Genomic DNA, 24,942 nt, shown 5'->3' on the forward strand with positions numbered 1-24,942 from the left:
CGAACACGGAAGTTAAGCTCTTTAGCGCCGATGGTAGTTGGGGGCTTCCCCCTGTGAGAGTAGGACGTCGCTAGGCACCTTAAAAAGTCGAGGATATATTCCTCGGCTTTTTTGTTTTATAAAAAGATAAAATTATTAAAAGTTAAAATTCACATAATGAAAAAATAGGTTGTATACTATACGTCGAGAAATGACTATAATGGAGCGACACTCCTGCCGAGAAAACTAGCATAGCAGACTGTCTGTGTAGTGTTTATGGAGGAAGCTACTCATTCTGTCTATAGAAACAAAGGCTACAGATAGGAATCTAACGAATAGGTGGATAGAACGTCGTACAACTTGCTGAGATGCTTGAAAATATGCGTAGTCGGTCGCCAGAACGTTTCAAACGGAAGCCTCACAGTGTGCATCGCCTCAATATATAAAATATATCCATCACTTATTGCTCAAAGAATGAAATAGGGCAAGTTTTACTAGCAAATTATGTAGTTGAAAATTGTTTGTATCTATAATATATATCTAGGAGGACTAGGAATAATTAGTGCGATTTTTGGCATTAAAGCTGATTTTCGTCGAGTTCTTATTGTGCTTAATATTTTTTATTGTTCCTTTTCTTAGGTGTATACGTAATGGGGTTTCAACACCTTAATAAAGAACTGCAGATATTGTCTCTGCAGTTCTTTTAATTTTTTTTAAAATTGTAACTGTAAAGCACAGATTACCAAAAGTTAAGAATGGCATTTATTTAACGTAGACCATTACCAAATAGTTGAAGTGAAGGTGTTCGGCTCCTTGCGAAATAGCGTCACAGACGAGTCCCTGTAGAGAGCCAGAAAGGGAATGAAGGTTAAACCTATCACATCCTGTGAGAACGCCTTTGTGACCAACATCGCGTCGTTGCTGAGGCTTCTCTTTCTCACAACTACTGGCGCAAGCGGTTTATCGGACACCCTCAGGAAAGTGCCCAGTCAGAATGGAAATCAACCTAACGTTAGGGTGAAGAGCATTTTATTAACAAATCAAACATACTAATGGGTCAAACTAAAGGTATAATGAAACTCATAAGAGGAAAAAATTATTGGATACAAGATCGAAAGGAAGAAAGATTTGGGAAAAAAGCAAATTTGGTATGAAGTAGAAGAAAATGAGTCAATTGAAGATTGTTTGGAAAGAATGCGTCAAGATGGCTATATGGCAGTGGGAAGAAAAGAAGAACCTATTTTTCACTTAGTCAATGGAGAACCAACGTATTTGCGTCAAAAAATACAATTTAAAGCGATGAACTGCCAAGAATCCGAGTGATTTTGACTAAAATCCGAACGTTTATAAATACCTAAAATAAAATGTTCGCATTTTTGCATTGACGATAGTGGAATGACTTGTTAAAATGTGAGAAGGAAAAACAAATAAATCCCACATATATGCTAGAGGATTGGCTCTAGTGTCTCTACCCGGCACCGTAAATGCCGGACTATGCGGGAAAGCACTTTTGGCATGTTACGGAAGGGTGTGTGTACAGAAATGTACATTCGCATATTCTTTTCATAATAAGTCCTCAAGTAAGCTGCTTTCACGTGTATGGTAGGGAGTAGTTTATTTGAGGATTTTCTTTGTTTAATTTAGATCAGAGGGTGTAACATCCACTGATATAAGTTAAAGCCTCCGGCGGATGTCACGGAAATCGGAAAGGAGTTCTTTGTGCTAGCACAAAACCGATTTCGGACGCAATTATGCAGAGGCCTAATTGATTAAGTAAAGAATTGTAGTAGCTTTAATATATTTGATCATTTTTCTAACGTTAAAAAGGAGCGACAATCATGAATCCGAAAATCGGTGTCATTATGGGGAGTTCAAGTGACTGGGAAACAATGAAACATGCATGTGATATTTTAGATGAATTACAAGTACCATACGAGAAAAAGGTAGTGTCTGCACATCGTACTCCTGACTTAATGTTTGAGTATGCAGAATCAGCACGTGAGCGAGGAATTCAAGTAATTATCGCTGGTGCAGGTGGAGCTGCACATTTACCAGGAATGGTAGCAGCTAAAACAACGTTACCGGTAATCGGAGTACCTGTGCAATCTCGTGCTCTTAACGGTCTTGATTCACTATTATCAATCGTTCAAATGCCTGGAGGTGTACCTGTAGCAACAGTAGCGATTGGCAAAGCAGGAGCGACGAATGCAGGCTTGCTTGCAGCACAAATTTTATCGACAACAGATGCACAGCTTGCTAATAAACTAGATGCTAGACGTGAAGCCACGAAGCAACAAGTACTGGAAAGCACAGGTGACTTAGTGTGACAAAGATAATTTATCCAGGGCAGACGATAGGCATTATCGGAGGAGGGCAACTTGGTCGTATGATGGCACTTGCTGCAAAAGAGGCCGGCTTTAAAGTTGCTGTTCTTGAACCATTAATGGATTCACCATGTGGACAGGTTGCGGATGTTCGTATTGTAGCACCATATGATGATGAGGCAGCTTTAGAAGAACTTGCTGAGGTAAGTGACGTTATAACGTATGAGTTTGAAAACATCGATTATGATGGCTTAAAACGTTTAACACAAATGGCTTACGTACCACAAGGAGCAGAGCTAGTACGCATTACACAAAACCGTGTGACTGAAAAAGAAGCGATTATGAACGCAGGTTGTCCGGTAGCCCCTTATTTGGTTGTAAATACATATGAAGAATTACTAGCCAATATCGATATGATTAGTTATCCTTGTATAGTCAAAACAGCAAGAGGTGGTTACGATGGCAAGGGACAGCAGCTTTTAAAATCTGCAGAAGACCTATCGTTAGCAAATGGGCTTTTCTCTCATTCACAATGTATTGTTGAGGGATTTGTACCTTTCGTTAAAGAGGTGTCTGTCATTGTTCAAAGAAACGGTAATGGTGAATCATATTGTCAGCCAGTTGGAGAAAATATTCATGTTCATCATATTTTACATGAAACGATCGTGCCAGCTCGTATAAAAGAGGAAACAGCAAAGGCTGCAGAGCGCGAAGCTTTGAAAATAGCTGATTACTTAAATTTAGTGGGCACATTAGCAGTAGAAATGTTTGTATTAGAAGATGGTGGAATTGTTATTAATGAATTAGCACCAAGACCTCATAATTCAGGTCACTATTCAATAGAAGCATGTAATGTTTCACAATTCCATCAGCATATACGCGCTATTTGTGGTTGGCCATTGCGTAAACCACAACTTTGGGCACCATCAATTATGATAAATGTTTTAGGGCAACATGTCATGCCACTTAGTAACTCAATTGCTAAATATCCTGAATGGTCTATACATCTTTATGGGAAAGCTGAAGCTAAGGTGAACCGTAAGATGGGCCACGTAACGATTATGACGAAAAACTTAGAAGAAACACTACAACAAATCGAGAGTTCTGGTATTTGGCCAGAATAGAAGGAGAAACGCAATGATCGAACGTTACACAAGACCCGAAATGGGCGCAATTTGGACAGAACAAAATAAATATCAAGCTTGGCTAGAGGTTGAAATTTTAGCATGTGAGGCTTGGGCAGAATTAGGCGACATTCCAAAAGAAGATGTAGCTAAAATCCGTGAAAATGCTTCATTCGATGTGGATCGTATTTTAGAGATTGAAAAAGAAACACGTCATGATGTTGTAGCATTCACTCGTGCCGTATCTGAAACACTTGGTGATGAGCGAAAATGGGTGCACTATGGTTTAACTTCAACGGACGTAGTCGATACAGCCCTTTCTTTTTTAATTAAACAAGCAAATGATATTCTACGTAAAGACATCATGAATTTCATTGACATTATAGCAGCGAAAGCGAAAGAGTATAAGCATACGGTCATGATGGGACGTACACACGGTGTTCATGCTGAGCCAACAACTTTCGGCTTAAAATTAGCTTTATGGTATGAAGAAATGAAGCGTAACTTAGAGCGCTTTGAAGCAGCAGCAAAAGTAATTGAAACAGGAAAAATGTCTGGTGCAGTTGGAACATATGCCAATATCGATCCTCGAGTTGAGCAATATGTATGCGCTAAATTAGGACTTACAGCATCACCTATTTCAACACAAACATTACAACGTGATCGCCATGCACAGTATTTTGGGGCGTTGGCATTAATCGCAACATCAATAGAGAAATTTGCAACAGAGATTCGAGGCTTGCAAAAATCTGAAACACGTGAAGTTGAGGAAGGATTTGCAAAAGGGCAAAAAGGTTCGTCAGCGATGCCTCATAAACGAAATCCAATCGGGTCTGAAAACATGGTTGGTATGTCACGTTTAATGCGTGGCTATATGCTAACGGCTTATGAAAACGTAGCATTATGGCATGAGCGTGATATTTCACATTCATCTGCAGAGCGTGTTATTTTACCGGATGCAACAATTACACTTAACTATATGTTAAATCGCTTCGGTAACATTGTGAAAAACTTAACAGTATTCCCTGAAAACATGAAACGTAATATGGGTCGCACTTTTGGTCTAATTTACTCTCAACGCATCTTATTAGCACTTATCGATAAAGGGTTAGTGCGTGAGGAAGCGTATGATACAGTACAACCTTTAGCGATGCAGGCGTGGGATGAGCAAGTTCAGTTCCGTACGTTAGTCGATGCAAGTGAAAAAATCACATCGTATTTAACGAAAGAAGAGCTTGATGAGTGCTTCGACTACAACTACCATTTACAGCATGTAGATATGATTTTTGAGCGTCTTGGACTTAACTAACATTGATTGAGTAGAGCCACTAGCGGATGTTACAGAATTGAATCGTATACGATTCAATTCTGAACAATACGCGTGTATTTCATAATATCAGGGGGAGTAACGAAATGACTACAGGTCAACTTTTGTATGAAGGTAAAGCAAAAAAATTGTATACAACAGAGGAGCCAGATGTGTTACTCGTTGAATACAAGAATAGTGCAACAGCATTTAATGGTGAGAAAAAAGAAGAAATTGAAGGTAAAGGCGTATTAAATAATCGCATTACCTCTCTAATTTTCGAAAAATTGCAAGCTAACGGAATTGCGTCACATTTCGTGAAACAATTATCTGATACGCAGCAGCTTGTAAAAAAGGTAGATATTATTCCTATAGAGGTCGTAGTTCGTAATATAGCAGCAGGTAGCTTAGCGAAACGTCTCGGTTTGGAGGAAGGTACACCATTAAAACGCCCAATCGTTGAGTTTTATTATAAAGACGATGAACTAGGCGATCCGCTCATTACGACGGAGCATATTGACGTACTTGATCTTGCAACACCTGAGGAAGTGACAGCCATTTATGATGGAGCAATTGTAGTTAACGAAGTTATGCAACCTATATTTGCAGATGTCAACGTTACACTAATTGACTTTAAATTAGAGTTTGGACGTGACAATGATGGAAATGTACTGTTGGCAGATGAAATATCACCAGATACATGCAGACTTTGGGATGCAACTACAAAGCAAAAGTTAGACAAAGATGTCTTTCGTAGAGACCTTGGTAATTTAACTGAAGTTTATACTATTATACTTTCTAGACTCGGAGGCAAATAACAATGAAAAAAGTTAAAATTTACGTAACATTACGTGAGAGCATTCTTGATCCACAAGGTTCAGCTGTACAAGGTTCTTTAGTGAAAATGGGTTACGCTGAAGTAGAAGATTTACGTATTGGTAAATATCTTGAACTAGCAATTAAAGATACAGAACGTGATATTGATACTCTAGTAAAAGAAATGTGTGAAAAGGTTTTAACTAACGTTGTAATCGAAGACTACCGTTACGAAGTCGAGGAGGCTAACTAATCATGAAATTCGCAGTACTCGTGTTCCCTGGGTCAAACTGTGATATCGATATGTATCATGCGATTAAAGACGAGCTAGGTGAAGAAGTAGAATATGTATGGCATACAGCAACAGATTTAAGTGGCTTTGATGGTATTTTAGTACCGGGAGGCTTCTCATACGGAGATTACCTTCGCTGTGGTGCGATGGCCAATCAATCTAATATTATGGCAGAGGTCAAAAAGGCAGCTGATGCTGGGAAGCCGGTATTAGGAGTATGTAATGGATTCCAAATCCTAACTGAAGCAGGTTTATTACCAGGTGCATTACTTCGAAACAAAAATTTGAAATTCATGTGCCGCACAATCCAGCTTAAAGTTGAAAACAATAATACATTATTCACAAACCAATATGAGCAAGGTCAAGTAATCAATATTCCAATTGCACATGGTGAAGGTAACTACTACTGTGACGAGGAAACTTTACAAGCATTAAAAGATAACAATCAAATCGTGTTTACATACTCAGGCGAAAATCCAAACGGTTCTTTAGAAGATATCGCGGGGATTATAAACGAGCGCGGCAATGTACTAGGTATGATGCCTCACCCAGAGCGAGCTGTTGATGCACTGGTGGGCGGAGCAGACGGTCTAGCAGTATTTAAATCAATTGTGAAGCAGTGGAGGGAAAATCATGTCAACAACTAAGTTTGAGCCAACAGCACAGCAAATTAAAGATCAAAAGCTATACGCTGGTATGGGAATGTCAGACGAAGAATTTGCAATGGTAGAAGGTATTTTAGGACGTCTACCAAACTGGACAGAGACAGGTCTTTTCTCAGTAATGTGGTCTGAGCACTGCTCATACAAAAATTCAAAACCAGTGTTACGTAAATTCCCTACGAAGGGTCCACAAGTTTTACAAGGTCCAGGTGAAGGTGCTGGTATCGTAGACATTGGTGATGAACAAGCAGTTGTATTTAAAATGGAATCGCATAACCATCCTTCAGCAATTGAGCCTTATCAAGGTGCTGCCACAGGTGTTGGTGGTATTATCCGTGACGTTTTCTCAATGGGTGCGCGTCCAATTGCAATGCTGAACTCACTACGATTTGGCGAATTAAAGTCAGCACGTGGTAAATATTTATTTGAAGAAGTTGTTGCTGGTATCGCAGGCTATGGTAACTGTATCGGAATTCCTACAGTAGGTGGCGAGATTCAATTCGATCCTTGCTATGAAGGTAATCCATTAGTTAATGCAATGTGTGTAGGTTTAATTGACCACAAAGATATTCAACGTGGAATCGCAGCTGGTGTAGGGAATACAGTCATGTATGTTGGTGCTAAAACAGGTCGTGACGGTATCCATGGTGCAACATTTGCCTCTGAGGAGTTAACTGAAGAATCTGAGAACCAACGTCCTGCAGTACAAGTAGGAGATCCATTTATGGAGAAACTTTTACTTGAAGCATGTTTAGAAGTTGTAAAATCTGACGCTCTAGTAGGTATTCAAGACATGGGTGCTGCTGGTCTTACTTCTTCATCAGCAGAAATGGCTTCTAAGGCTGGTTCTGGTGTAGAAATGAACTTAGACTTAGTACCTCAACGTGAAACAGGTATGACAGCATATGAAATGATGTTATCTGAATCTCAGGAGCGTATGCTACTTGTTGTGAAAAAAGGTCGCGAAGATGAAATTAAAGCGATTTTCGATAAATATGATTTAGATGCTGTGGCAATTGGTCGAGTGACTGATGATAAAATGCTTCGCCTTTTACATAACGGTGAAGTTGTAGCGGAAGTACCTGCTGATGCACTGGCAGAAGATGCACCAGTTTATCATAAGCCATCTGCAGAGCCTGCTTACTATGCAGAGTTCCAGGCGATGGAAAACACAGAACCAGCGGTAACAGATTACAAAGAAACATTAAATGCACTTTTAAAAGCGCCAACAGTTGCTTCAAAAGAATGGGTTTACGATCAATATGATTATCAAGTTCGTACATCAACAGTCGTTGCGCCAGGTTCTGATGCAGCCGTTATCCGTGTGCGCGGTACGAACAAAGGATTAGCAATGACTACAGACTGTAACTCTCGTTATATTTTCCTAGATCCAGAAGTAGGCGGTGCCATTGCAGTAGCTGAGGCAGCTCGTAATATCGTAGCAACTGGTGGTACACCATTAGCGATTACTGACTGCTTGAACTTCGGCAATCCTGAGAAACCAGAAATCTTCTGGCAAATTGAAAAATCAGCTGATGGTATTTCAGCGGCTTGTACAGCACTGAATTCACCAGTAATCGGTGGTAACGTGTCTCTTTATAACGAACGTTCTGGTGAAGCGGTTTACCCAACACCAACAATCGGTATGGTTGGACTAATTGAAGATTTAGCACATGTAACAACTCAAGAAGTAAAAGCTGCTGGTGATGTAGTATTTGTGGTCGGCGATACAAAAACTGAATTCGGTGGTTCGGAACTTCAAAAATTATTCAATAATGGGGTTATTTCAGGGAAAGCACCAGCGATTGACCTACAGATCGAAGCTGCCCGTCAACAAGCATTACTTAAAGCAATTAAAGCAGGAATCGTACAATCTGCACATGATGTAGCAGAAGGTGGTCTTGCAGTGGCGCTAGCTGAAACAACATTTGGCGCTAATGACTTAGGTCTTGATGTGACATTAACAGGCTCTGCTACAACAGCATTATTCAGTGAAACACAATCTCGTTTCGTTGTAACAGTGAAAGAAGAAAATGCATCTGCATTTGTAGAAATTGTAAAAGACGCAAAGAAAATTGGTGTCGTAACAAACGATGCGCTTGTTAAAATCAACGGTGACAACGGTGTGCTTGTAGAAGGTACAGTGGAGGAATTCCGTTCTAATTGGAAAGGAGCAATCCCATGCTTGCTGAACTCAGAGGCTTAAACGAAGAATGTGGGGTGTTTGGTATTTGGGGTAACCCAAATCCAGCACACCTTAGTTATTACGGGCTTCATGCTCTTCAACACCGTGGCCAAGAAGGCGCTGGAATCGTCGTTTCTGACAGTCAGCATCTTCGCGCGGTGAAAGGCGAAGGACTAGTTAATGATGTTTTCAACGAAGACAAATTAAAGGCAGTGGACGGCAAAGCAGCAATTGCCCATGTCCGTTATACGACTGCTGGAGGTGGCGGTATTGAAAATGTACAGCCGTTATTATTCCACTCGTCAACTGGTAGCCTTTCAATTGCTCATAACGGTAATTTAGTCAATGCAGCGCACTTAAAACAGTATTTAGAGCGTCAAGGTAGTATTTTCCATTCTAGCTCTGATACTGAAGTGCTTGGGCATCTTATTAAGAAAAGCTCGCTTTCACCATTCCGTGCAAAGGTGAAAAATGCCCTTTCATTATTAAAGGGTGCTTACTCGTTCTTAATTATGACTAAAGATGAAATGCTTGTCGCACGTGATCCACATGGTTTACGTCCATTATCTCTTGGAAAGCTAGGAGATGGTTGGGTTGTGGCCTCTGAAACTTGTGCATTTGATTTAATAGGTGCAGAATTTGTTCGTTCTGTTGAACCTGGTGAGTTATTAATTATTAACGATGAAGGTGTAAAATCTGATCGTTTTGTAGAGATGGATAAACGTGCAATGTGCGCGATGGAGTACGTATATTTAGCACGTCCTGATTCTGATATTGATGGTATTAACGTCCACATGGCGCGTAAACGTATGGGAAAACAGCTTGCTCGTGAATGTGCACATATTGAAGCTGATGTTGTTACAGGTGTCCCTGACTCAAGTATTTCAGCAGCAATCGGCTTTGCAGAGGAAAGCGGAATTCCATATGAACTAGGTCTTATTAAAAATCGTTATGTAGGCCGTACATTTATCCAACCGACACAGGAATTACGTGAACGCGGTGTGAAAATGAAGCTTTCTCCAGTTGTTCAAGTCGTAAAAGGTAAACGAGTAGTGATGGTGGACGATTCGATTGTTCGTGGTACAACTTCACGACGTATTGTAAAAATGTTAAAAGATGCAGGGGCAGCAGAAGTTCATGTTGTGATTTCTTCGCCACCGATGACGGATCCTTGCTATTATGGCATCGATACTTCAACACATGAAGAATTGATTGCTTCTAGCCACAATGTAGATGAAATCCGTGAAACTATCGGAGCTGATTCACTAACATTTCTTTCCGTTGAGGGCATGGTGGAGACGATTGCAAGACCTTATGAAGATGAAAACCGAGGATTATGCCTAGCATGCTTTACAGGTAAATATCCAACAGAAATTTTCCCAGATACAATCTTACCGCATGAAAAAGAACTATTACGTTAAGAAAAACATCTAAATACATCTAGCAATGATGACAGATCTAGATTTGGATGATAAGGAGGAACTCTGCGTGTCAAAAGCATATGAACAAGCAGGTGTAAATATTGAAGCAGGCTACGAAGCCGTAAAACGAATGAAGTCTCACGTTGAACGTACAAACCGTCTAGGTGTGATGGGCACGTTCGGTGGTTTTGGTGGTATGTTTGACTTGTCAGAACTAAATCTTAAGGAACCTGTTCTTATTTCAGGTACAGATGGTGTTGGGACAAAGCTAAAGCTAGCGTTTATGGTGGACAAGCATGACACAATTGGTGTGGACTGTGTAGCGATGTGTGTCAATGATATCGTAGCGCAAGGTGCAGAACCATTGTACTTTTTAGATTATGTAGCCCTTGGCAAGGCAGAGCCAGCGAAAATTGAGCAAATTGTAAAAGGCGTTGCAGATGGCTGTGTGCAATCTGGTGCGGCATTAATCGGTGGTGAAACTGCAGAGATGCCAGGTCTTTATGAAGAAGATGAGTATGATTTAGCTGGTTTTGCAGTGGGCGCCTGTGAAAAATCAGCTATCGTAACAGGTGAGAACATCGTGGAGGGTGACGTACTTGTTGGTATTGCTTCAAGTGGGGTGCATTCAAACGGTTACTCATTAGTGCGAAAAATTGTCTTTGCAGATAATCAGTACGCTGTTGATTCGATTGTGGAAGGCTACGAGGATCTTGGTCCTATAGGAGAAGCCTTGTTAGTGCCAACAAAATTATATGCGAAACCTGTACTTGCAGCTTTAAAAGCAGCAGACGTTCATGGCTGTGCCCATGTAACGGGCGGTGGCTTTTATGAAAACCTACCACGTATGATGCCAGAAGGTTTAGCAACTGAAATTGACTTAGGTTCTTGGCCAGTCTTACGCATTTTTGAGTTTTTAAAAGAAAAAGGACAGTTAGAGGACAAGGATTTATATAATGTCTTTAACATGGGCATTGGCTTTGTGTTAGCTGTACCTGCAGCTGAAGTAGATAAAGTGCTTGCAACAGTAGAGGCAAATGGTGAAAAAGCATACAAAATTGGTCGCGTTGTGAAAGGCGAAGGTGTTGTATTCAATGGCTCACATGATGGGAGTTTAGTGTAATGACTGCACCGACTAAAATTGCCGTTTTTGCTTCAGGTAGCGGCAGTAACTTTCAAGCTATTCAAGATGCCATTGAACGTGGCGAACTACATGCAAAGATTGAACTTGTTGTGACAGACAAGCCTAGCGCATATGTAGTGACACGTGCTGAAAACTATAGTATTCCAGTGCTTGCTTTAAGTCCGAAAGAGTTTTCATCAAAAGCAGATTACGAAACTGCTATTATCGAGGCTCTTCACGAACGTCATGTAGAATGGATTGTGCTTGCAGGTTATATGCGCTTAATTAGTGAGGTATTGCTAACTGCCTACCCTCAGCGCATTGTGAATATTCATCCTTCACTATTGCCGGCCTTCCCAGGTAAAGATGCCATTGGTCAAGCGATGGAACACGGAGTCAAGATAACTGGGGTAACAGTCCATTTTGTAGATGAAGGTATGGATACAGGGCCTATTATTGCACAAGCGGCAGTTCAAGTCGTTGAAGGTGACCGTGAGGCAACAGAAGCGGCAATTCATAGGGAAGAGCATGTACTATATACAAAAGCTTTACAGCAATTGTTAAAGTAATTCAGTGGTGAGGAGTTAGGTTTCTGGAACAATACAGCCTAACTCTACTCTATCAATAATAGCAAGACATTTTCGTGGCAAACACGATAAAAATTGGTTCATCACCAAAAGTTGTGGATGACTTTTGTTAAAACGTCTACTATGTAAGTAAGTTGATTGGAGTGGAGGCTGGGCGACTCCTTGGGGATTAGCGATAGGGGAACGAAGGCTAAGAGCATCACATCCTGTGATAACGCCTTCGTGACCAACGTCGTGTTGGCCCGAGACCCTGGAGCGAGCAACGCGAGTGAAGCGGCTCATCGGACGCCCCCAGGAAAGCGCCCAGCCGGAACGGAAATCAAGCATACGTTTAGGTGGTGATCCTAAAAATTAGGAGGATATTGTTGTGACAAAACGTGCATTAATCAGTGTTTCCAATAAAGATGGTATTTTAGAATTTGCAAAAGAACTAGTAGCATTAGGTTATGAAATTTTATCAACTGGTGGTACGAAAAAAATGTTACAAGACAATCATGTTGCCGTAACAGCAGTAGATGAAGTAACTAAATTCCCTGAAATTTTAGATGGCCGTGTAAAAACTTTAAATCCAATGATTCACGGTGGACTATTAGGAAAATTTGACGATGCTTCTCATCAAGCTCAAATGAATGAGCATGGAATTGAGCCAATTGAGATTGTTTGTGTCAATCTTTACCCGTTCGTTGAAACAATTTCAAAGCCTAATGTAACATGGGATGATGCGATCGAAAATATCGATATCGGTGGTCCAACAATGTTACGTTCTGCAGCAAAAAACCATCAATATGTAACAGTAATTGTGGATAGCAATGACTATGCGAACGTATTAGAGGAACTGAAAGCTAATGGTGCAACGACTATTGAAACACGTCGTAAATTAGCTGCAAAAGTTTTCCGTCACACAGCTGCTTATGATTCATATATATCAAACCACTTAACAGAAGAAGAGTTCCCAGAGAACTTAACAATGACATATGAATTAAAACAAAACTTACGCTATGGTGAAAATCCTCATCAAAAAGCAGCGTTCTATCAAAAACGTCTAGGTTCTGATTTTTCATTAGCTTATGCAACGCAATTGCATGGTAAAGAATTATCTTACAACAATATTCAGGACGGGAATGCAGCATTGCAAATTGTGAAAGAGTTTGAAATGCCTGCTGCTGTAGCTGTAAAGCACATGAATCCTTGTGGTGTTGGAACTGGTGCAACATTAGAAGAAGCGTTTGATAAAGCATATGAAGCAGATTCAACGTCTATTTTTGGTGGCATTATTGCTTTAAATATGGAAGTGGATGCAGCAACAGCTGAAAAATTAAGCCATATATTTTTAGAAATTATTATTGCACCAGCTTTCTCCCAAGAAGCACTTGAAATTTTAACGAAGAAGAAAAATATTCGTCTATTAACAATTCCTTTCGGGCAAGCAAAACAAGACAAATTCAATGTTGTATCAGTTGAAGGCGGCCTTCTCGTACAAGAACCAGATCGCTACGGCTTTTCTAATGCAGATATTAAAGTTGTCACAGACCGTGAACCGACAGCACAAGAATGGGAAGCATTACAACTAGGCTGGGCAGTTGTGAAGCATGTTAAATCTAATGCTATCGTCGTTACAGATTCTCAAATGACACTGGGTGTTGGCGCTGGCCAAATGAACCGTGTTGGAGCAGCTAAAATCGCATTTGAGCAAGCTGGCGAAAAAGCAAAAGGTGCAGCGTTAGCATCAGATGCATTCTTCCCAATGAGCGATACTGTAGAAGCAGCTGCAGCGGCTGGAATTACAGCAATTATTCAACCAGGTGGCTCTATAAAAGATCAGGATTCAATCGATAAAGCAAATGAATACGGCATTGCAATGGTATTCACTGGCGTACGTCATTTCAAACACTAATTAAAACACGTTAAAAACTAGACCGAGATGTTGTTTCATCTCGGTCTTACTTACAAATAGGAGGATTCCCTAAAATGAAAGTATTAGTCATTGGAAGCGGCGGTCGTGAGCATGCTATCGCCAAACAATTTAGTATTTCACCATCTGTGAATAAAGTATTTGTAACACCTGGTAATGATGGCATGAGAAATGATGCAGAAATCGTTGCAATAGATACGATGGATTTTGCAGGTCTTGCACAATTTGCAAAAGAAAATGCAATAGATTTAACCTTTGTAGGACCTGAGCAACCACTTGCTGAAGGTATAGTAGATTTCTTTACTGCTCGCGGTTTACGAGTATTTGGTCCAACAAAGGCAGCGGCCCAAATCGAAAGCAGTAAATCATACGCGAAAGATATTATGAATAAATATCATATCCCAACAGCGGCCCATGAAACGTTTACTGAGGCTGCAAAGGCTATCGCTTATATTAAAGAGCAAGGTGCACCGATTGTGATCAAAGCGGATGGGTTGGCAGCTGGTAAAGGTGTAGTTGTAGCAATGACTGAAGATGAAGCAATTGCAGCTGTAGAGGATATGATTGGGAACCAACGTTTTGGTGAATCCTCTTCACGTGTTGTCATTGAAGAATTCCTGGACGGGGAAGAATTCTCCTTTATGTCGTTTGTCCATAAAGGTCACATATATCCAATGGTCATTGCTCAAGACCATAAACGTGCCTATGATGGCGATAAAGGACCTAACACAGGTGGTATGGGCGCCTATTCCCCGGTGCCTCAAATTTCACAAGACGTAGTGGATGAAGCTTATAAGACAATTGTCGAACCGACCGTGAAAGGTATGGAGGCAGATGGTGTATCGTTCACAGGAATTTTATATGCAGGATTGATTTTAACGAAAAATGGTCCAAAAGTGATTGAGTTTAATGCACGCTTCGGAGATCCCGAAACACAAGTAGTTTTACCACGTATGGCATCTGACTTTGGCGAATTTATGATGGCATTAATGGATGAAAAGCCATTTGATTTGCAATGGTCTGAAGAAGCAATGCTTGGTGTAGTAATTGCCGCAGAAGGTTATCCAGGGGACGTTGAAAAAGGCAATGCATTACCAAACTTAGAGTCTCTATCAGCTTCACATGCGGTATTCCACGCAGGTACAAAGCTTGTAGATGAGAAGTTTGTAGGGAATGGTGGCCGAGTTTTATTAGTTGGAGCAAAAGCCTCCACTTTAAAGGAAGCACAAGAAAAAGTATACGCAGGCATTGCAACAGAAAAATGGGACAATTTCTTCTTCCGTAAAGATATAGGCTGGCGTACGTTTAAGTAGTGACTGAGTTAATGATAAAATAAATATCAAGCGCATAGAGTAGGGAAATATAGAGATTTATAATTGCCCGATAAAAGGATAATTTTTTCACATTTTGCTTTCTATCATAGCGTGTGGTTGATTTCCGTTCCGACTAGGCGCTTTGTTGTTGCTGTCGCTTCGCTGCGGGGTTTCATCTGTGACGCTGATCCCCAAGGAGTCGCCCATTCGAAACGAAGATCAACTTATTTACATCGCGAATGTTTTAATAAATGTCGTCCCAAAGTTTTATTATTGAGGGATAAAAGGATTTTTTTATTGCTATTTTGGCAAATATATTTCCATTTTTAACTGATTGTAGCGTAGGGCTACTCGACTCCCGCGGGAAAGCGAGACAGACGAGACCCTGCACGGAGCATAGCGGAGGAAGCGGCTCGACGTTCGCCCGCAGGAAAGCGAGTAGCCCGTAGCGGAAATCAGAGCCTTTGAATTAATGAAAATGATTAATATCGAACCTAAATTAAATATTTTAATCATACTGTGAAACTTCTTATTGTTTTCAAACGTATGATTTACAAGGGTGAAAGCCGTCTCAACTGTATAGTTGAGACGGCTCCTTTGACTAAGAAGGATTTTGTGCATTATTTGTGGAACTTTTACTTTCTGAGGAAGTTTGATTGGAAGTGCTGGAGTCAGATTGCTTTGACGCAGTTGCGCTTGATCCTGACATATTTCCAGTTATAACAGAGGAGAAATCCTTCATGAGTTTTTCGATTTGTTCAGATGACATAGAATTTTGGCCACTGAGCATACTTTGCATAAAAGAGTTGCTATTATTGTTGCTGGTGTTCATAGCACTCTCCATACTTGAGCTCAGTAAAGATTTAGTCGGGCAATACTTAAAGATACCCTCAGCCATTTTCATGGCACCAAAAGCAATCATCAATCGACCTGCCGTACAGTTAGGATTTCTTGAGACCTTAGCGATACCAAATGCCGTTAAACTTGTACCCATTGCAAAGCGACAGAAGGCATTTTTTTCGCTTAAATTCGTTTCCTGCATCATCATATTTCCTCCTTTAGTCATTGTGGAAAAAATAAAGCGGGGGGCACTTTGCTTTATGAAAGTGCTGTGTTACGATTGAAACAAGATGATTGCATAAAGCACTAAATTTATGAAAGAAAGCGTTTATGCAGTAGTAGTATGTGATTTCAAATAGGATTTACACGATGAAATTTTACGTAATTTAGGAAGGGGCGAATAGAATGGGTCCAGTATGGAAAATTACAGAATTACGCCAACAATTAGCTGTAATTGATGGTAAAAAAGCACCTGATATTGTATTAAAAAATGCGCGTTATTTACATAGCATGCTCAAACAATGGGTAGTAGGGAACATTTGGATTTTAGGAAATCGTATTGTCTATGCTGGTGATAGAATGCCTCCGTTATCAGAGGGAGCAGAGGTGGTCGATTGTACGAATAAAACAATTGTGCCAGGATATATTGAGCCACATGTTCATCCGTTCCAGTTATACCATCCACAATCTTTTGCTGACTTTTGTGGACAGCTAGGCACTACAACTTTTATTTCAGATAATTTAAGCTTCGTTTTATCTTTAGAAAATAAGAAAGCGTTTTCAATTTTGGATGATTTGAAAAAACTACCGTTTTCATTTTATTGGTGGACTCGTTTTGATTCGCAAACTGAGATGGAGCAGGAGGAAGAGATTTTTTCTAATACGTCCATTTTAGAATGGTTAGAACGAGATGATGTTTTACTTGGTGGAGAATTAACAGGCTGGCCAAGGTTGTTACATGGAGATGACCAAATGCTTTATCGCATGCAAATGGCTAAAGGCTACGGAAAAAAAATAGAAGGGCACTTCCCTGGCGCATCAGAACGAACTTTAGCACGTATGAAGTTACTTGGTGCAGATGGTGATCATGAAGCGATGACAGTTGAAGAAGTGGAACGACGTATTATGCAAGGATATGCTGTAACGCTGCGTTATTCTTCAATACGTCCAGACTTACCACATCTATTAAAAGGAATTGTCGAAAAAGAGCTGCCTATTTTTGATCATTTAATGATGACAACAGATGGCTCAACACCTTCTTTCCATGAAGATGGCGTGATGGATAAATGTATTCAAGCAGCCTTAGATGCAGGTGTAGCACCAATCGATGCTTATCAAATGGCTTCCTATAATGTGGCACGCTATTATAATATGACCAGCTTACATGGCTTTATCGCAACTGGTCGATTTGCTTCCTTAAATATTTTACAAGATGAATGGCACCCAGTTCCTGAGAGTGTACTATCGAAGGGTGTTTGGTTAAAACGCGATGGAGAGCAAGTGCAAAGACTTGCTGCAATTGACTATTCAGCGTTACCTGCGTTTGACTTAGATTTTTCATTAACGTCTCATGATTTTCAATTTTCGATGCCGTTTGGAATTGAGTTAGTAAATGATGTTATTACCAAACCATATAACTCATTAATTACTAGAGAAGGGCAGTTAGCAGATCATGATGAATGTTATTTAATGCTTATTAATAGAGATGGCAATTGGCATGTTAACACGATGATTAAAGGTTTTGCTACTAGTGTACAAGGCTTTGCTTCATCATATTCGAATACAGGCGATATTTTGCTAATCGGAAAAAATAAAGATGATATGATTACAGCTTTTGAAGAAATGAAGGCAATGCGTGGTGGGATTGTACTTGCTGAAAAGGGTGAAGTAATTGCAGCTATTCCATTAACGATTGGTGGACTTTTACATGATGGAGATGTTAAGGAACTATCGGAAAAAGAGAAGGTCTTAAAACAAGCATTAGCGGAACGTGGTTACCACTTAGGAGACGCCATTTATTCTTTATTATTCTTACAATCTACACATTTACCATATATCCGGATAACACCAAAAGGGATTTTCGATGTTATGAAGAATAAGTTATTATTACCAGCAGTGATGCGTTAGTTGAAGCTTCCTTATGGTATAGCCACAACAATTACAGTTAGGTGTAATTGATTAAAGGAGAGTAATGCTTGTGTTCAAATCGAAGAAACTATTTATCGCAATGGCTTTTAGTACTTTGTTGATAGGAGGATGTTCTAAAGATTCGTCGGAAGTAAAGGAAGACGATACGAACAAGGTTGATGAAGAAACTGTTATGGAAGATCCTGCTCAACAGGGGGATAAGTTTGCTCCATTAACAGGTGAAGCTGTGAAGGAAGAAATTACGCAACGCCCAATTATGGTTACAATTAATAATCATCCGAAAGCACGTCCGCAATCAGGAATTGAAGCGGCGGATATTATTTATGAAATGCTAGCTGAAGGCGATGTTACGCGTTTATTAGCAGTGTATCAAAGTGAACTTCCAGAAACTGTAGGGCCAGTTCGAAGTGCTCGATCTTATTTTATTGATCTTGCAAAAGGCTTTGATGCATTTTATGTAGCACATGGCTATAGCCCTGAGGCAAAATCGATGCTTACTAATGATGTAGTCGACAATATAAATGGCATGGAATATGATGGCGCACTTTTTAAACGTTCGAAAGATCGTGTTGCTCCGCATAACTCGTATATTACGTCTGAAAATATAGTAGATGGGGCGAAAAAAGTAGGCGCTTCAATGAGTTACCGTGAAAAAGTAAGTCAGGCTTTTTATGAACCCGATGAACGTGGTAAAATAGGCATTGAAACAAGTCGAGTTGACGTTACCTACGGAAATAGTGAGTATTTCCATAATTCGTATTTGTATGATCATCAAAATAATCGTTATGGACGACAATCGGCTGGCGTTGACACAAAGGATATGTTAACAGGTGACACATTATCTATTGCAAATGTTCTATTTTTTGAAATGAAACATCGGACGATTGATAATGAGGGGCGCCAAGAAATTGATTTAACTTCTGGTGGAAATGCGTATGTATTTCAAAATGGCTATATGAGAGAAGTCAAATGGGCTAATATTGATGGAATACCAATGGCTGTAGAAGAGTCTGGGGAACTTGTGAAGCTAGTACCAGGGAAATCTTGGGTTCACTTCATACCAACTTCACCAGGGTTAAAAGCAATGGTGAAAACGCAGCCTTAAAGGGAGGAAGATTGCATGCAAATCGAAAAAATTCGTGGGCATCAAACAGATCAATTATTTAAAGCAGTGTTAGAGCTGAAAGACATCGAAGAATGTTATAAGTTTTTTGATGATTTATGTACGATTAGTGAAATTCAATCGTTGGCACAACGCTTTGAGGTTGCGCATTTACTACGTTTAAAGAAAACGTACGAATCCATTAAAAAGGAAACAGGTGCAAGTACAGCAACTATTTCGCGTGTACGTCGTTGCTTTGATTATGGGAACGATACATATGATGAAATGTTAGGTCGTTTGTATCCAGATGAAAAGCCATTTCAAGCACCAAAAGAATAGTAGGTAAAGAGGCTGGGTAGAGGTTCTGCTCAGTCTTTTTCATTTTTTTGTAGACAGTCATAAGCTATACTTGTAAACGAATAGATAGAAAATGATAGGTGGTAAAATAGATGGATTATTTAGAATGGAGACATGTGTTCAAGCTTGACCCAGCTAAGGATATTTCAGATGAGGCACTAGAAAGAATTTGCGAATCAGGGACAGATGTTATTATAGTTGGCGGAACAGACAATGTAACTTTAGATGGCGTATTAGATTTGCTTGTTCGTGTAAGACGCTTTGAAGTACCGATAGCGCTTGAAATTTCTAATATTGATTCGGTAACACCAGGTTATGACTATTATTTCATTCCAACCGTGTTAAATAGTGATGATCCAAAGTGGATTAAAAATCTACACCATGAAGCAATTAAAGAATATGGAGATATTATGGTATGGGATGAATTAGTAGCTGAAGGTTATTGTATTTTAAACCCGACTTGTAAAGTAGCGGAAGTAACGAAGGCGAAAACCGATCTATCCATTGATGATGTTGTTGCCTACGCACGTATGGCTGAAAATTTCTTTAGATTACCTGTATTTTATGTAGAGTATAGCGGTACTTATGGTGATATTGAAGTTGTAAGTGCTGTTAAAAATGAACTGAAAAATACACGACTGTTTTACGGTGGCGGCATTACATCTGCTAAGCAAGCAGCAGAGATGGCAAAATATGCAGATACAGTAGTAGTTGGTAATATTATTTACGAAGATTTAAAAGCTGCACTTGCGACTGTTAAGGCTGTAAAAAATAATATATAATTTAACTTTTTCAGCAGGTTGCTGAAAGAAGTTAAAGCCTCCGGCGGATGTCACGGAATCGAAAAGGAGTGCTTTGTGAAAGCACAAAGCCGATTCCGGACGCAATTATGCCGAGGCATAATTGATAAATAAACGTTTGTAAGGCGGTGCGAAATGGAGCAGTTAACGAAAAACTTATTAGCAGGTATGAACACTGAGCAGGAAAATGCGGTCAAAACAACTGAAGGACCGCTTCTAATTATGGCGGGTGCTGGATCAGGGAAAACACGTGTATTGACACATCGTATTGCATACCTAATCATCGAAAAAGAGATATATCCGTCAAAGATTTTAGCTATCACATTTACAAATAAAGCTGCACGTGAAATGCGAGAGCGTATAGATGGCATTCTCGGTAATGGAACTGGCGATAGTATGTGGGTATCGACTTTCCACTCCATGTGTGTGCGAATTTTACGACGCAATATTGATCAGCTAGGGATATCACGTAACTTTTCAATTTTAGATTCCACTGATCAGCTATCAGTTGTTAAAAATGTTATGAAGGATGAAAATATTGACACGAAACGTTTTGAACCTCGTGCGATTTTAAATGCGATTAGTTCGGCAAAAAACGAATGTATAGCTGCGGACGATTATGCAGGTCAAATCAATGAAAATAATCCTTACGAAAAAACAATCGCCCGAGTTTATAAAGGGTATGAAAAAAGACTACGCCGCAATCAATCACTCGATTTTGATGATTTAATTATGACGACTATTACATTATTCAAGCGTGTACCAGAAGTGCTTGAATACTATCAAAATAAATTCCAATATATCCATGTAGACGAATATCAAGATACGAATAAATCTCAATATTTACTTGTTCAGATGCTTGCCAAGAAATTTAAAAATATTTGTGTTGTCGGTGATTCAGACCAATCGATTTATCGTTGGCGTGGTGCGGACATTGGCAATATTCTTTCATTCGAAAAGGATTACCCAAGTGCTAAGGTCATTATGCTTGAGCAAAATTATCGCTCCACAAAACGCATCCTACAAGCAGCAAATGACGTCATTCAAAATAATACAACACGTTATCCAAAAGAACTGCGTACAGAAAATGCAGAGGGTGAAAAAATCGTATTGTACAAAGCGTATAACGAGCAAGAGGAAGCACAATTCGTTGTACAAACAATCCAACAACATATTCAAAAAGAAAATCGTTCATTTGATGACTTTGCAATACTCTATCGTACAAATGCGCAGTCTCGTGTGATGGAGGAAGTGCTTGTTAAGTCTAATATGGCTTATCAAATAGTTGGTGGTACTAAGTTCTATGATCGTAAAGAGATTAAGGATTTACTTGCCTACTTGCGTCTTATTGCCAATAATGATGATGATTTATCACTTGCTCGTATTATTAATGAACCAAAGCGTAGTATAGGTGCAACTTCCTTTGAAAAAATGGCGCGCTATGCGATTGATCAAGAGCGCTCAATTTTTGATGCCATGAATGATCTTGTATTCATGGGGCTTACAGGGAAGGCTGCTAATTCAGCTGAGCAATTTTATGCGATGATTAAAGGTTTTACAGAGATGCAAGAATATTTATCGGTGACAGAAATTGTAGAGCAGGTCATTGACAAATCTGGTTATCGTGCAATGCTACAAAACGAAAAGACGATTGAAGCAGAAAGCCGCTTAGAAAACATTGAAGAATTTTTATCTGTAACAAAGGCTTTCGAGGAGCGTAGTGATGATAAGAGCTTAGTTGCCTTTTTAACAGATTTAGCGCTAATTGCAGATATAGATGCACTTGATAAAGATGATGCATCGAAGGGCAATATTATTTTAATGACAATGCATGCCGCAAAGGGCTTAGAATTCCCAATCGTCTTTATCATTGGAATGGAGGAAAATATCTTCCCGCATTCTCGTTCACTTGATGATATGGATGAAATGGAGGAAGAACGTCGTTTAGCGTACGTAGGTATAACACGTGCAGAAGAACGTTTATATTTAACGAGTGCACAAAGTCGTACGATATTTGGTCGTTCTAGCTATAACAATGTCTCGCGTTTCTTAGGTGAAATTTCGGAGGATATTACACAATCGGTTTCCAAGGGTGGTGCGAAGCCTGAAGTTCCGTTTGCCTCTAGCAATCGTTCAGCAGGTGGCTATCAAAAGCGTTCACTTGGAGCAATTCAGAAAACACAGCCTGCAACAGCTCGTTTACAAACAACTGGTGGAGACCAATTTGGCTGGAAGGCTGGAGACAAAGCAATCCATAAAAAATGGGGAACAGGTATGGTTGTTAGTGTAAAAGGTGAGGGTGATAGTACAGAGCTAGATATTGCCTTTCCACAACCTATTGGTATTAAGCGATTACTAGCGCAATTTGCACCTATTGAAAAAGGGTAACCGGGGGAACTTAAATGAACGAAATTGAACAGCGCGTTGTTGAATTAAATAAATTGTTACATGAATATGGTCATGCCTATTATGTATTGGATAAACCTGTCGTAGCAGATAGTGTTTACGATCAATTATTACATGAACTTATTGCATTAGAGGAAGCAAATCCGTCACTTATTTATCCAGATTCACCGACACAACGTGTTGGTGGAGCGGTGGTAGAAGGCTTTAAAAAAGTGACGCACGATTACCCTATGCTAAGTCTATCAAACGCTTTTAATGAAGAAGACTTACGTGAATTTGACCGTAAAGTGCGTCAAGCAATCGGTGATAAATTCTCCTATGTTTGCGAGCTGAAAATCGATGGTCTTGCTATTTCTTTAAAATACGAAAACGGCGTTTTTGTACAAGGAGCAACACGAGGAGACGGTGTTGTAGGGGAAGATATTACAGCAAATTTAAAAACGATTCGAGCAATACCACTTCGATTGAAGGAGCCACTTACAATTGAAGTACGTGGTGAGGCGTATATGCCTAAAAAATCATTTGAAAAATTGAATTCTCTACGTGCTGAAAATGGAGAAGAATTGTTTGCAAATCCGAGAAATGCGGCTGCAGGCTCTTTACGCCAGTTAGATCCTAAAATAGCAGCGAGTCGTCAACTATCTACCTTTATTTATGCAATTGGGGGAGATGGTGAGGCATATGGTATTGACGGTCATGCAGAGATGCTTGATTATTTAGAGGGACTAGGTTTCCCATCAAACAAAGAGCGTCAACGCTGTTCAACGATAGAAGAGGTACTAGCATTTATCGAAAAATGGACTGAAAACCGTCCGAATTTAGCCTATGAAATTGACGGTATTGTCATTAAGGTGGATCGTTATGCCCAGCAGGATGAGCTAGGTTATACAGCAAAGAGTCCACGTTGGGCAATTGCTTATAAATTCCCTGCTGAGGAAGTAGTCACAACATTACTTGATATTGATTTAACGGTTGGGCGAACAGGGGTTGTTACACCAACTGCTATTTTATCGCCTGTTCAAGTGGCAGGTACGACGGTTCAACGTGCATCATTACACAATGAGGATTTAATTCGTGATAAAGATATTCGTCTAGGGGATACAGTCATTATCCGAAAAGCCGGAGACATTATTCCACAAGTTGTCGGTGTAATACTGGAGCAGCGACCTGAGGACTCAGTTCCGTATGTAATGCCTGAAAATTGTCCTGTTTGTGATAGCGAACTTATTCGTATTGAAGGGGAAGTGGCCTTACGTTGTGTAAATCCAGCATGTTTTGCACAAATCGCGGAGAGCATTAAATATTTTGTATCGCGTAATGCGATGAATATCGACGGACTTGGTGATAAGGTCGTTGAACAATTATTACGTGCAGATTTAATTCATGATGTCTCTGATTTGTATCACTTAACGGAGAAACAGCTTGTCGAGCTTGAGCGTATGGGAGAAAAATCAGCGGCGAATTTAGTCAATGCTATCCAGGCTTCTAAGGAAAATTCGATGGAGCGTTTACTAATTGGATTAGGAATACGACATGTTGGTGAAAAGGCTGCGAAAATTGTTTCAGAGGAGTTTGGAACAATGGAAGCGGTGATGGTAGCAACAGAGGAGCAACTCGTGGCGATTTACGAAATCGGCGATAAAATGGCTTCATCACTTGTCGAGTATTTTTTAAATGAGGATGCACGTGCAGTCATCGGGCGCCTTGCTGAAGTAGGCGTCAATATGAAGTATAAAGGTAAAAAGGTAGAGGTAGCTGTAGGGGATAATCCTCTTGCAGGAAAAACAATCGTATTAACTGGTAAACTTGAGCAATTGACACGTAACGAAGCAAAGGCGAAAATAGAAGAGTTAGGTGGTATTGTTACAGGCAGTGTCAGCAAAAAAACTGATCTTGTTATTGCAGGAGCAGATGCGGGTTCTAAACTAACAAAAGCCGAGCAGTTAGGTATTGAAGTTTGGAATGAAGATCGCCTGATCGAACAATTTAACCTTGCCCAATAATGGATACTATCAGGTTCATCACCAAAAGTTGAGGATGGCATTTGTTTAAATGCATACTTTATAAATTGATTGGAGTGGAGACTGGACGTCACCAGGAAGCTTTGCTCTGTAGCGAAAGCAAAGCGGCAGCTACAAAGCGCCCAGTTGGAACGGAAATCAATCACACGTTATGGTGATGATCTAAATATTATAGTAAAGAAAGATGAATTGTTCGTCCTTTCCACAGATAGGTACGAACAATT

The 24,942-nt window shown here is 39.9% G+C and carries 20 protein-coding genes, 1 rRNA gene and 1 riboswitch; of the genes, 20 read left to right on the plus strand and 1 reads right to left on the minus strand.

Annotation, left to right across the window (positions count from 1 at the left end):
- From rrf to purD, 14 genes are all read left to right on the plus strand, one after another.
- Nucleotides 1–76 (plus strand): 5S ribosomal RNA (gene rrf / locus B1B04_RS26735); the annotation flags it as partial.
- Between the two features lie 1,031 nt (nt 77–1,107).
- Nucleotides 1,108–1,302 carry an NETI motif-containing protein gene (locus tag B1B04_RS17250; protein WP_079562643.1) on the plus strand — a complete coding sequence of 65 codons (195 nt, stop codon included), beginning with the start codon at nt 1,108–1,110 and terminating at the stop codon, nt 1,300–1,302.
- 93 nt (nt 1,303–1,395) lie between these two features.
- A riboswitch (purine riboswitch) is annotated at nt 1,396–1,494 on the plus strand.
- 323 nt (nt 1,495–1,817) lie between these two features.
- A complete protein-coding gene (purE, locus tag B1B04_RS17255) occupies nt 1,818–2,306 on the plus strand; it encodes a 5-(carboxyamino)imidazole ribonucleotide mutase (protein WP_079562644.1) in 489 nt (162 codons plus the stop codon).
- Nucleotides 2,303–3,427 carry a 5-(carboxyamino)imidazole ribonucleotide synthase gene (gene purK / locus B1B04_RS17260; protein WP_079562645.1) on the plus strand — a complete coding sequence of 375 codons (1,125 nt, stop codon included), beginning with the start codon at nt 2,303–2,305 and terminating at the stop codon, nt 3,425–3,427. The genes purE and purK overlap by 4 nt, the downstream gene beginning before the upstream one ends.
- 13 nt (nt 3,428–3,440) lie before the next feature.
- The gene (gene purB / locus B1B04_RS17265) at nt 3,441–4,736 is read left to right on the plus strand and encodes an adenylosuccinate lyase (protein WP_079562646.1); all 1,296 of its coding nucleotides are present in this window, start codon (nt 3,441–3,443) and stop codon (nt 4,734–4,736) included.
- 104 nt (nt 4,737–4,840) lie between these two features.
- The gene (gene purC / locus B1B04_RS17270; protein ID WP_079562647.1) at nt 4,841–5,551 is read left to right on the plus strand and encodes a phosphoribosylaminoimidazolesuccinocarboxamide synthase; all 711 of its coding nucleotides are present in this window, start codon (nt 4,841–4,843) and stop codon (nt 5,549–5,551) included.
- Nucleotides 5,552–5,553: 2 nt separating this feature from the next.
- Nucleotides 5,554–5,802: a phosphoribosylformylglycinamidine synthase subunit PurS gene (gene purS / locus B1B04_RS17275; protein WP_079562648.1), complete on the plus strand. Its 249-nt coding sequence runs from the start codon at nt 5,554–5,556 to the stop codon at nt 5,800–5,802.
- 2 nt (nt 5,803–5,804) lie between these two features.
- On the plus strand, nt 5,805–6,488 hold the full coding sequence (gene purQ / locus B1B04_RS17280; protein WP_079562649.1) for a phosphoribosylformylglycinamidine synthase subunit PurQ: 684 nt from the start codon (nt 5,805–5,807) through the stop codon (nt 6,486–6,488).
- The gene (gene purL, locus B1B04_RS17285) at nt 6,475–8,709 is read left to right on the plus strand and encodes a phosphoribosylformylglycinamidine synthase subunit PurL (RefSeq protein WP_079562650.1); all 2,235 of its coding nucleotides are present in this window, start codon (nt 6,475–6,477) and stop codon (nt 8,707–8,709) included. The genes purQ and purL overlap by 14 nt, the downstream gene beginning before the upstream one ends.
- Entirely contained in the window at nt 8,685–10,109 is a 1,425-nt protein-coding gene (purF, locus tag B1B04_RS17290; protein WP_079562651.1) for an amidophosphoribosyltransferase, read from the plus strand. The genes purL and purF overlap by 25 nt, the downstream gene beginning before the upstream one ends.
- Nucleotides 10,110–10,176: 67 nt before the next feature.
- Complete coding sequence (purM, locus tag B1B04_RS17295) at nt 10,177–11,232, plus strand: phosphoribosylformylglycinamidine cyclo-ligase (RefSeq protein WP_079562652.1); 1,056 nt, start codon at nt 10,177–10,179, stop codon at nt 11,230–11,232.
- Nucleotides 11,232–11,801 carry a phosphoribosylglycinamide formyltransferase gene (purN, locus tag B1B04_RS17300; RefSeq protein ID WP_079562653.1) on the plus strand — a complete coding sequence of 190 codons (570 nt, stop codon included), beginning with the start codon at nt 11,232–11,234 and terminating at the stop codon, nt 11,799–11,801. Before purM ends, purN begins: the two co-directional genes overlap by 1 nt.
- 385 nt (nt 11,802–12,186) lie before the next feature.
- Nucleotides 12,187–13,713, plus strand: a complete 1,527-nt coding sequence (purH, locus tag B1B04_RS17310; protein ID WP_079562655.1) for a bifunctional phosphoribosylaminoimidazolecarboxamide formyltransferase/IMP cyclohydrolase — start codon at nt 12,187–12,189, stop codon at nt 13,711–13,713.
- Nucleotides 13,714–13,787: 74 nt separating this feature from the next.
- Entirely contained in the window at nt 13,788–15,044 is a 1,257-nt protein-coding gene (gene purD / locus B1B04_RS17315; protein ID WP_079562656.1) for a phosphoribosylamine--glycine ligase, read from the plus strand.
- A 601-nt stretch (nt 15,045–15,645) separates the two neighbouring features.
- Here purD and B1B04_RS17320 read toward each other — a convergent pair.
- Entirely contained in the window at nt 15,646–16,089 is a 444-nt protein-coding gene (locus B1B04_RS17320) for a YgaP-like transmembrane domain (RefSeq protein ID WP_079562657.1), read from the minus strand.
- A 200-nt stretch (nt 16,090–16,289) separates the two neighbouring features.
- On the opposite strand from B1B04_RS17320, the gene B1B04_RS17325 reads away from it, so the two are divergent.
- From B1B04_RS17325 to ligA, 6 genes are all read left to right on the plus strand, one after another.
- Nucleotides 16,290–18,011 (plus strand): adenine deaminase C-terminal domain-containing protein, encoded by a 1,722-nt coding sequence (locus B1B04_RS17325; RefSeq protein WP_079562658.1) that lies wholly within the window; start codon nt 16,290–16,292, stop codon nt 18,009–18,011.
- Between the two features lie 70 nt (nt 18,012–18,081).
- Nucleotides 18,082–19,137 (plus strand): DUF3048 domain-containing protein, encoded by a 1,056-nt coding sequence (locus B1B04_RS17330; protein WP_079562659.1) that lies wholly within the window; start codon nt 18,082–18,084, stop codon nt 19,135–19,137.
- A gap of 15 nt (nt 19,138–19,152) precedes the next feature.
- Complete coding sequence (locus B1B04_RS17335; protein WP_004225717.1) at nt 19,153–19,473, plus strand: YerC/YecD family TrpR-related protein; 321 nt, start codon at nt 19,153–19,155, stop codon at nt 19,471–19,473.
- 110 nt (nt 19,474–19,583) lie between these two features.
- On the plus strand, nt 19,584–20,273 hold the full coding sequence (pcrB, locus tag B1B04_RS17340) for a heptaprenylglyceryl phosphate synthase (protein ID WP_079562660.1): 690 nt from the start codon (nt 19,584–19,586) through the stop codon (nt 20,271–20,273).
- Nucleotides 20,274–20,426: 153 nt separating this feature from the next.
- Nucleotides 20,427–22,679 (plus strand): DNA helicase PcrA, encoded by a 2,253-nt coding sequence (gene pcrA, locus B1B04_RS17345; protein ID WP_079562661.1) that lies wholly within the window; start codon nt 20,427–20,429, stop codon nt 22,677–22,679.
- Between the two features lie 14 nt (nt 22,680–22,693).
- On the plus strand, nt 22,694–24,700 hold the full coding sequence (ligA, locus tag B1B04_RS17350; RefSeq protein WP_079562662.1) for an NAD-dependent DNA ligase LigA: 2,007 nt from the start codon (nt 22,694–22,696) through the stop codon (nt 24,698–24,700).
- Nucleotides 24,701–24,942 lie beyond the last annotated feature (242 nt).

The sequence above is a fragment of the Lysinibacillus sp. KCTC 33748 genome (genome assembly GCF_002237755.1).
Taxonomy (GTDB): domain Bacteria; phylum Bacillota; class Bacilli; order Bacillales_A; family Planococcaceae; genus Lysinibacillus.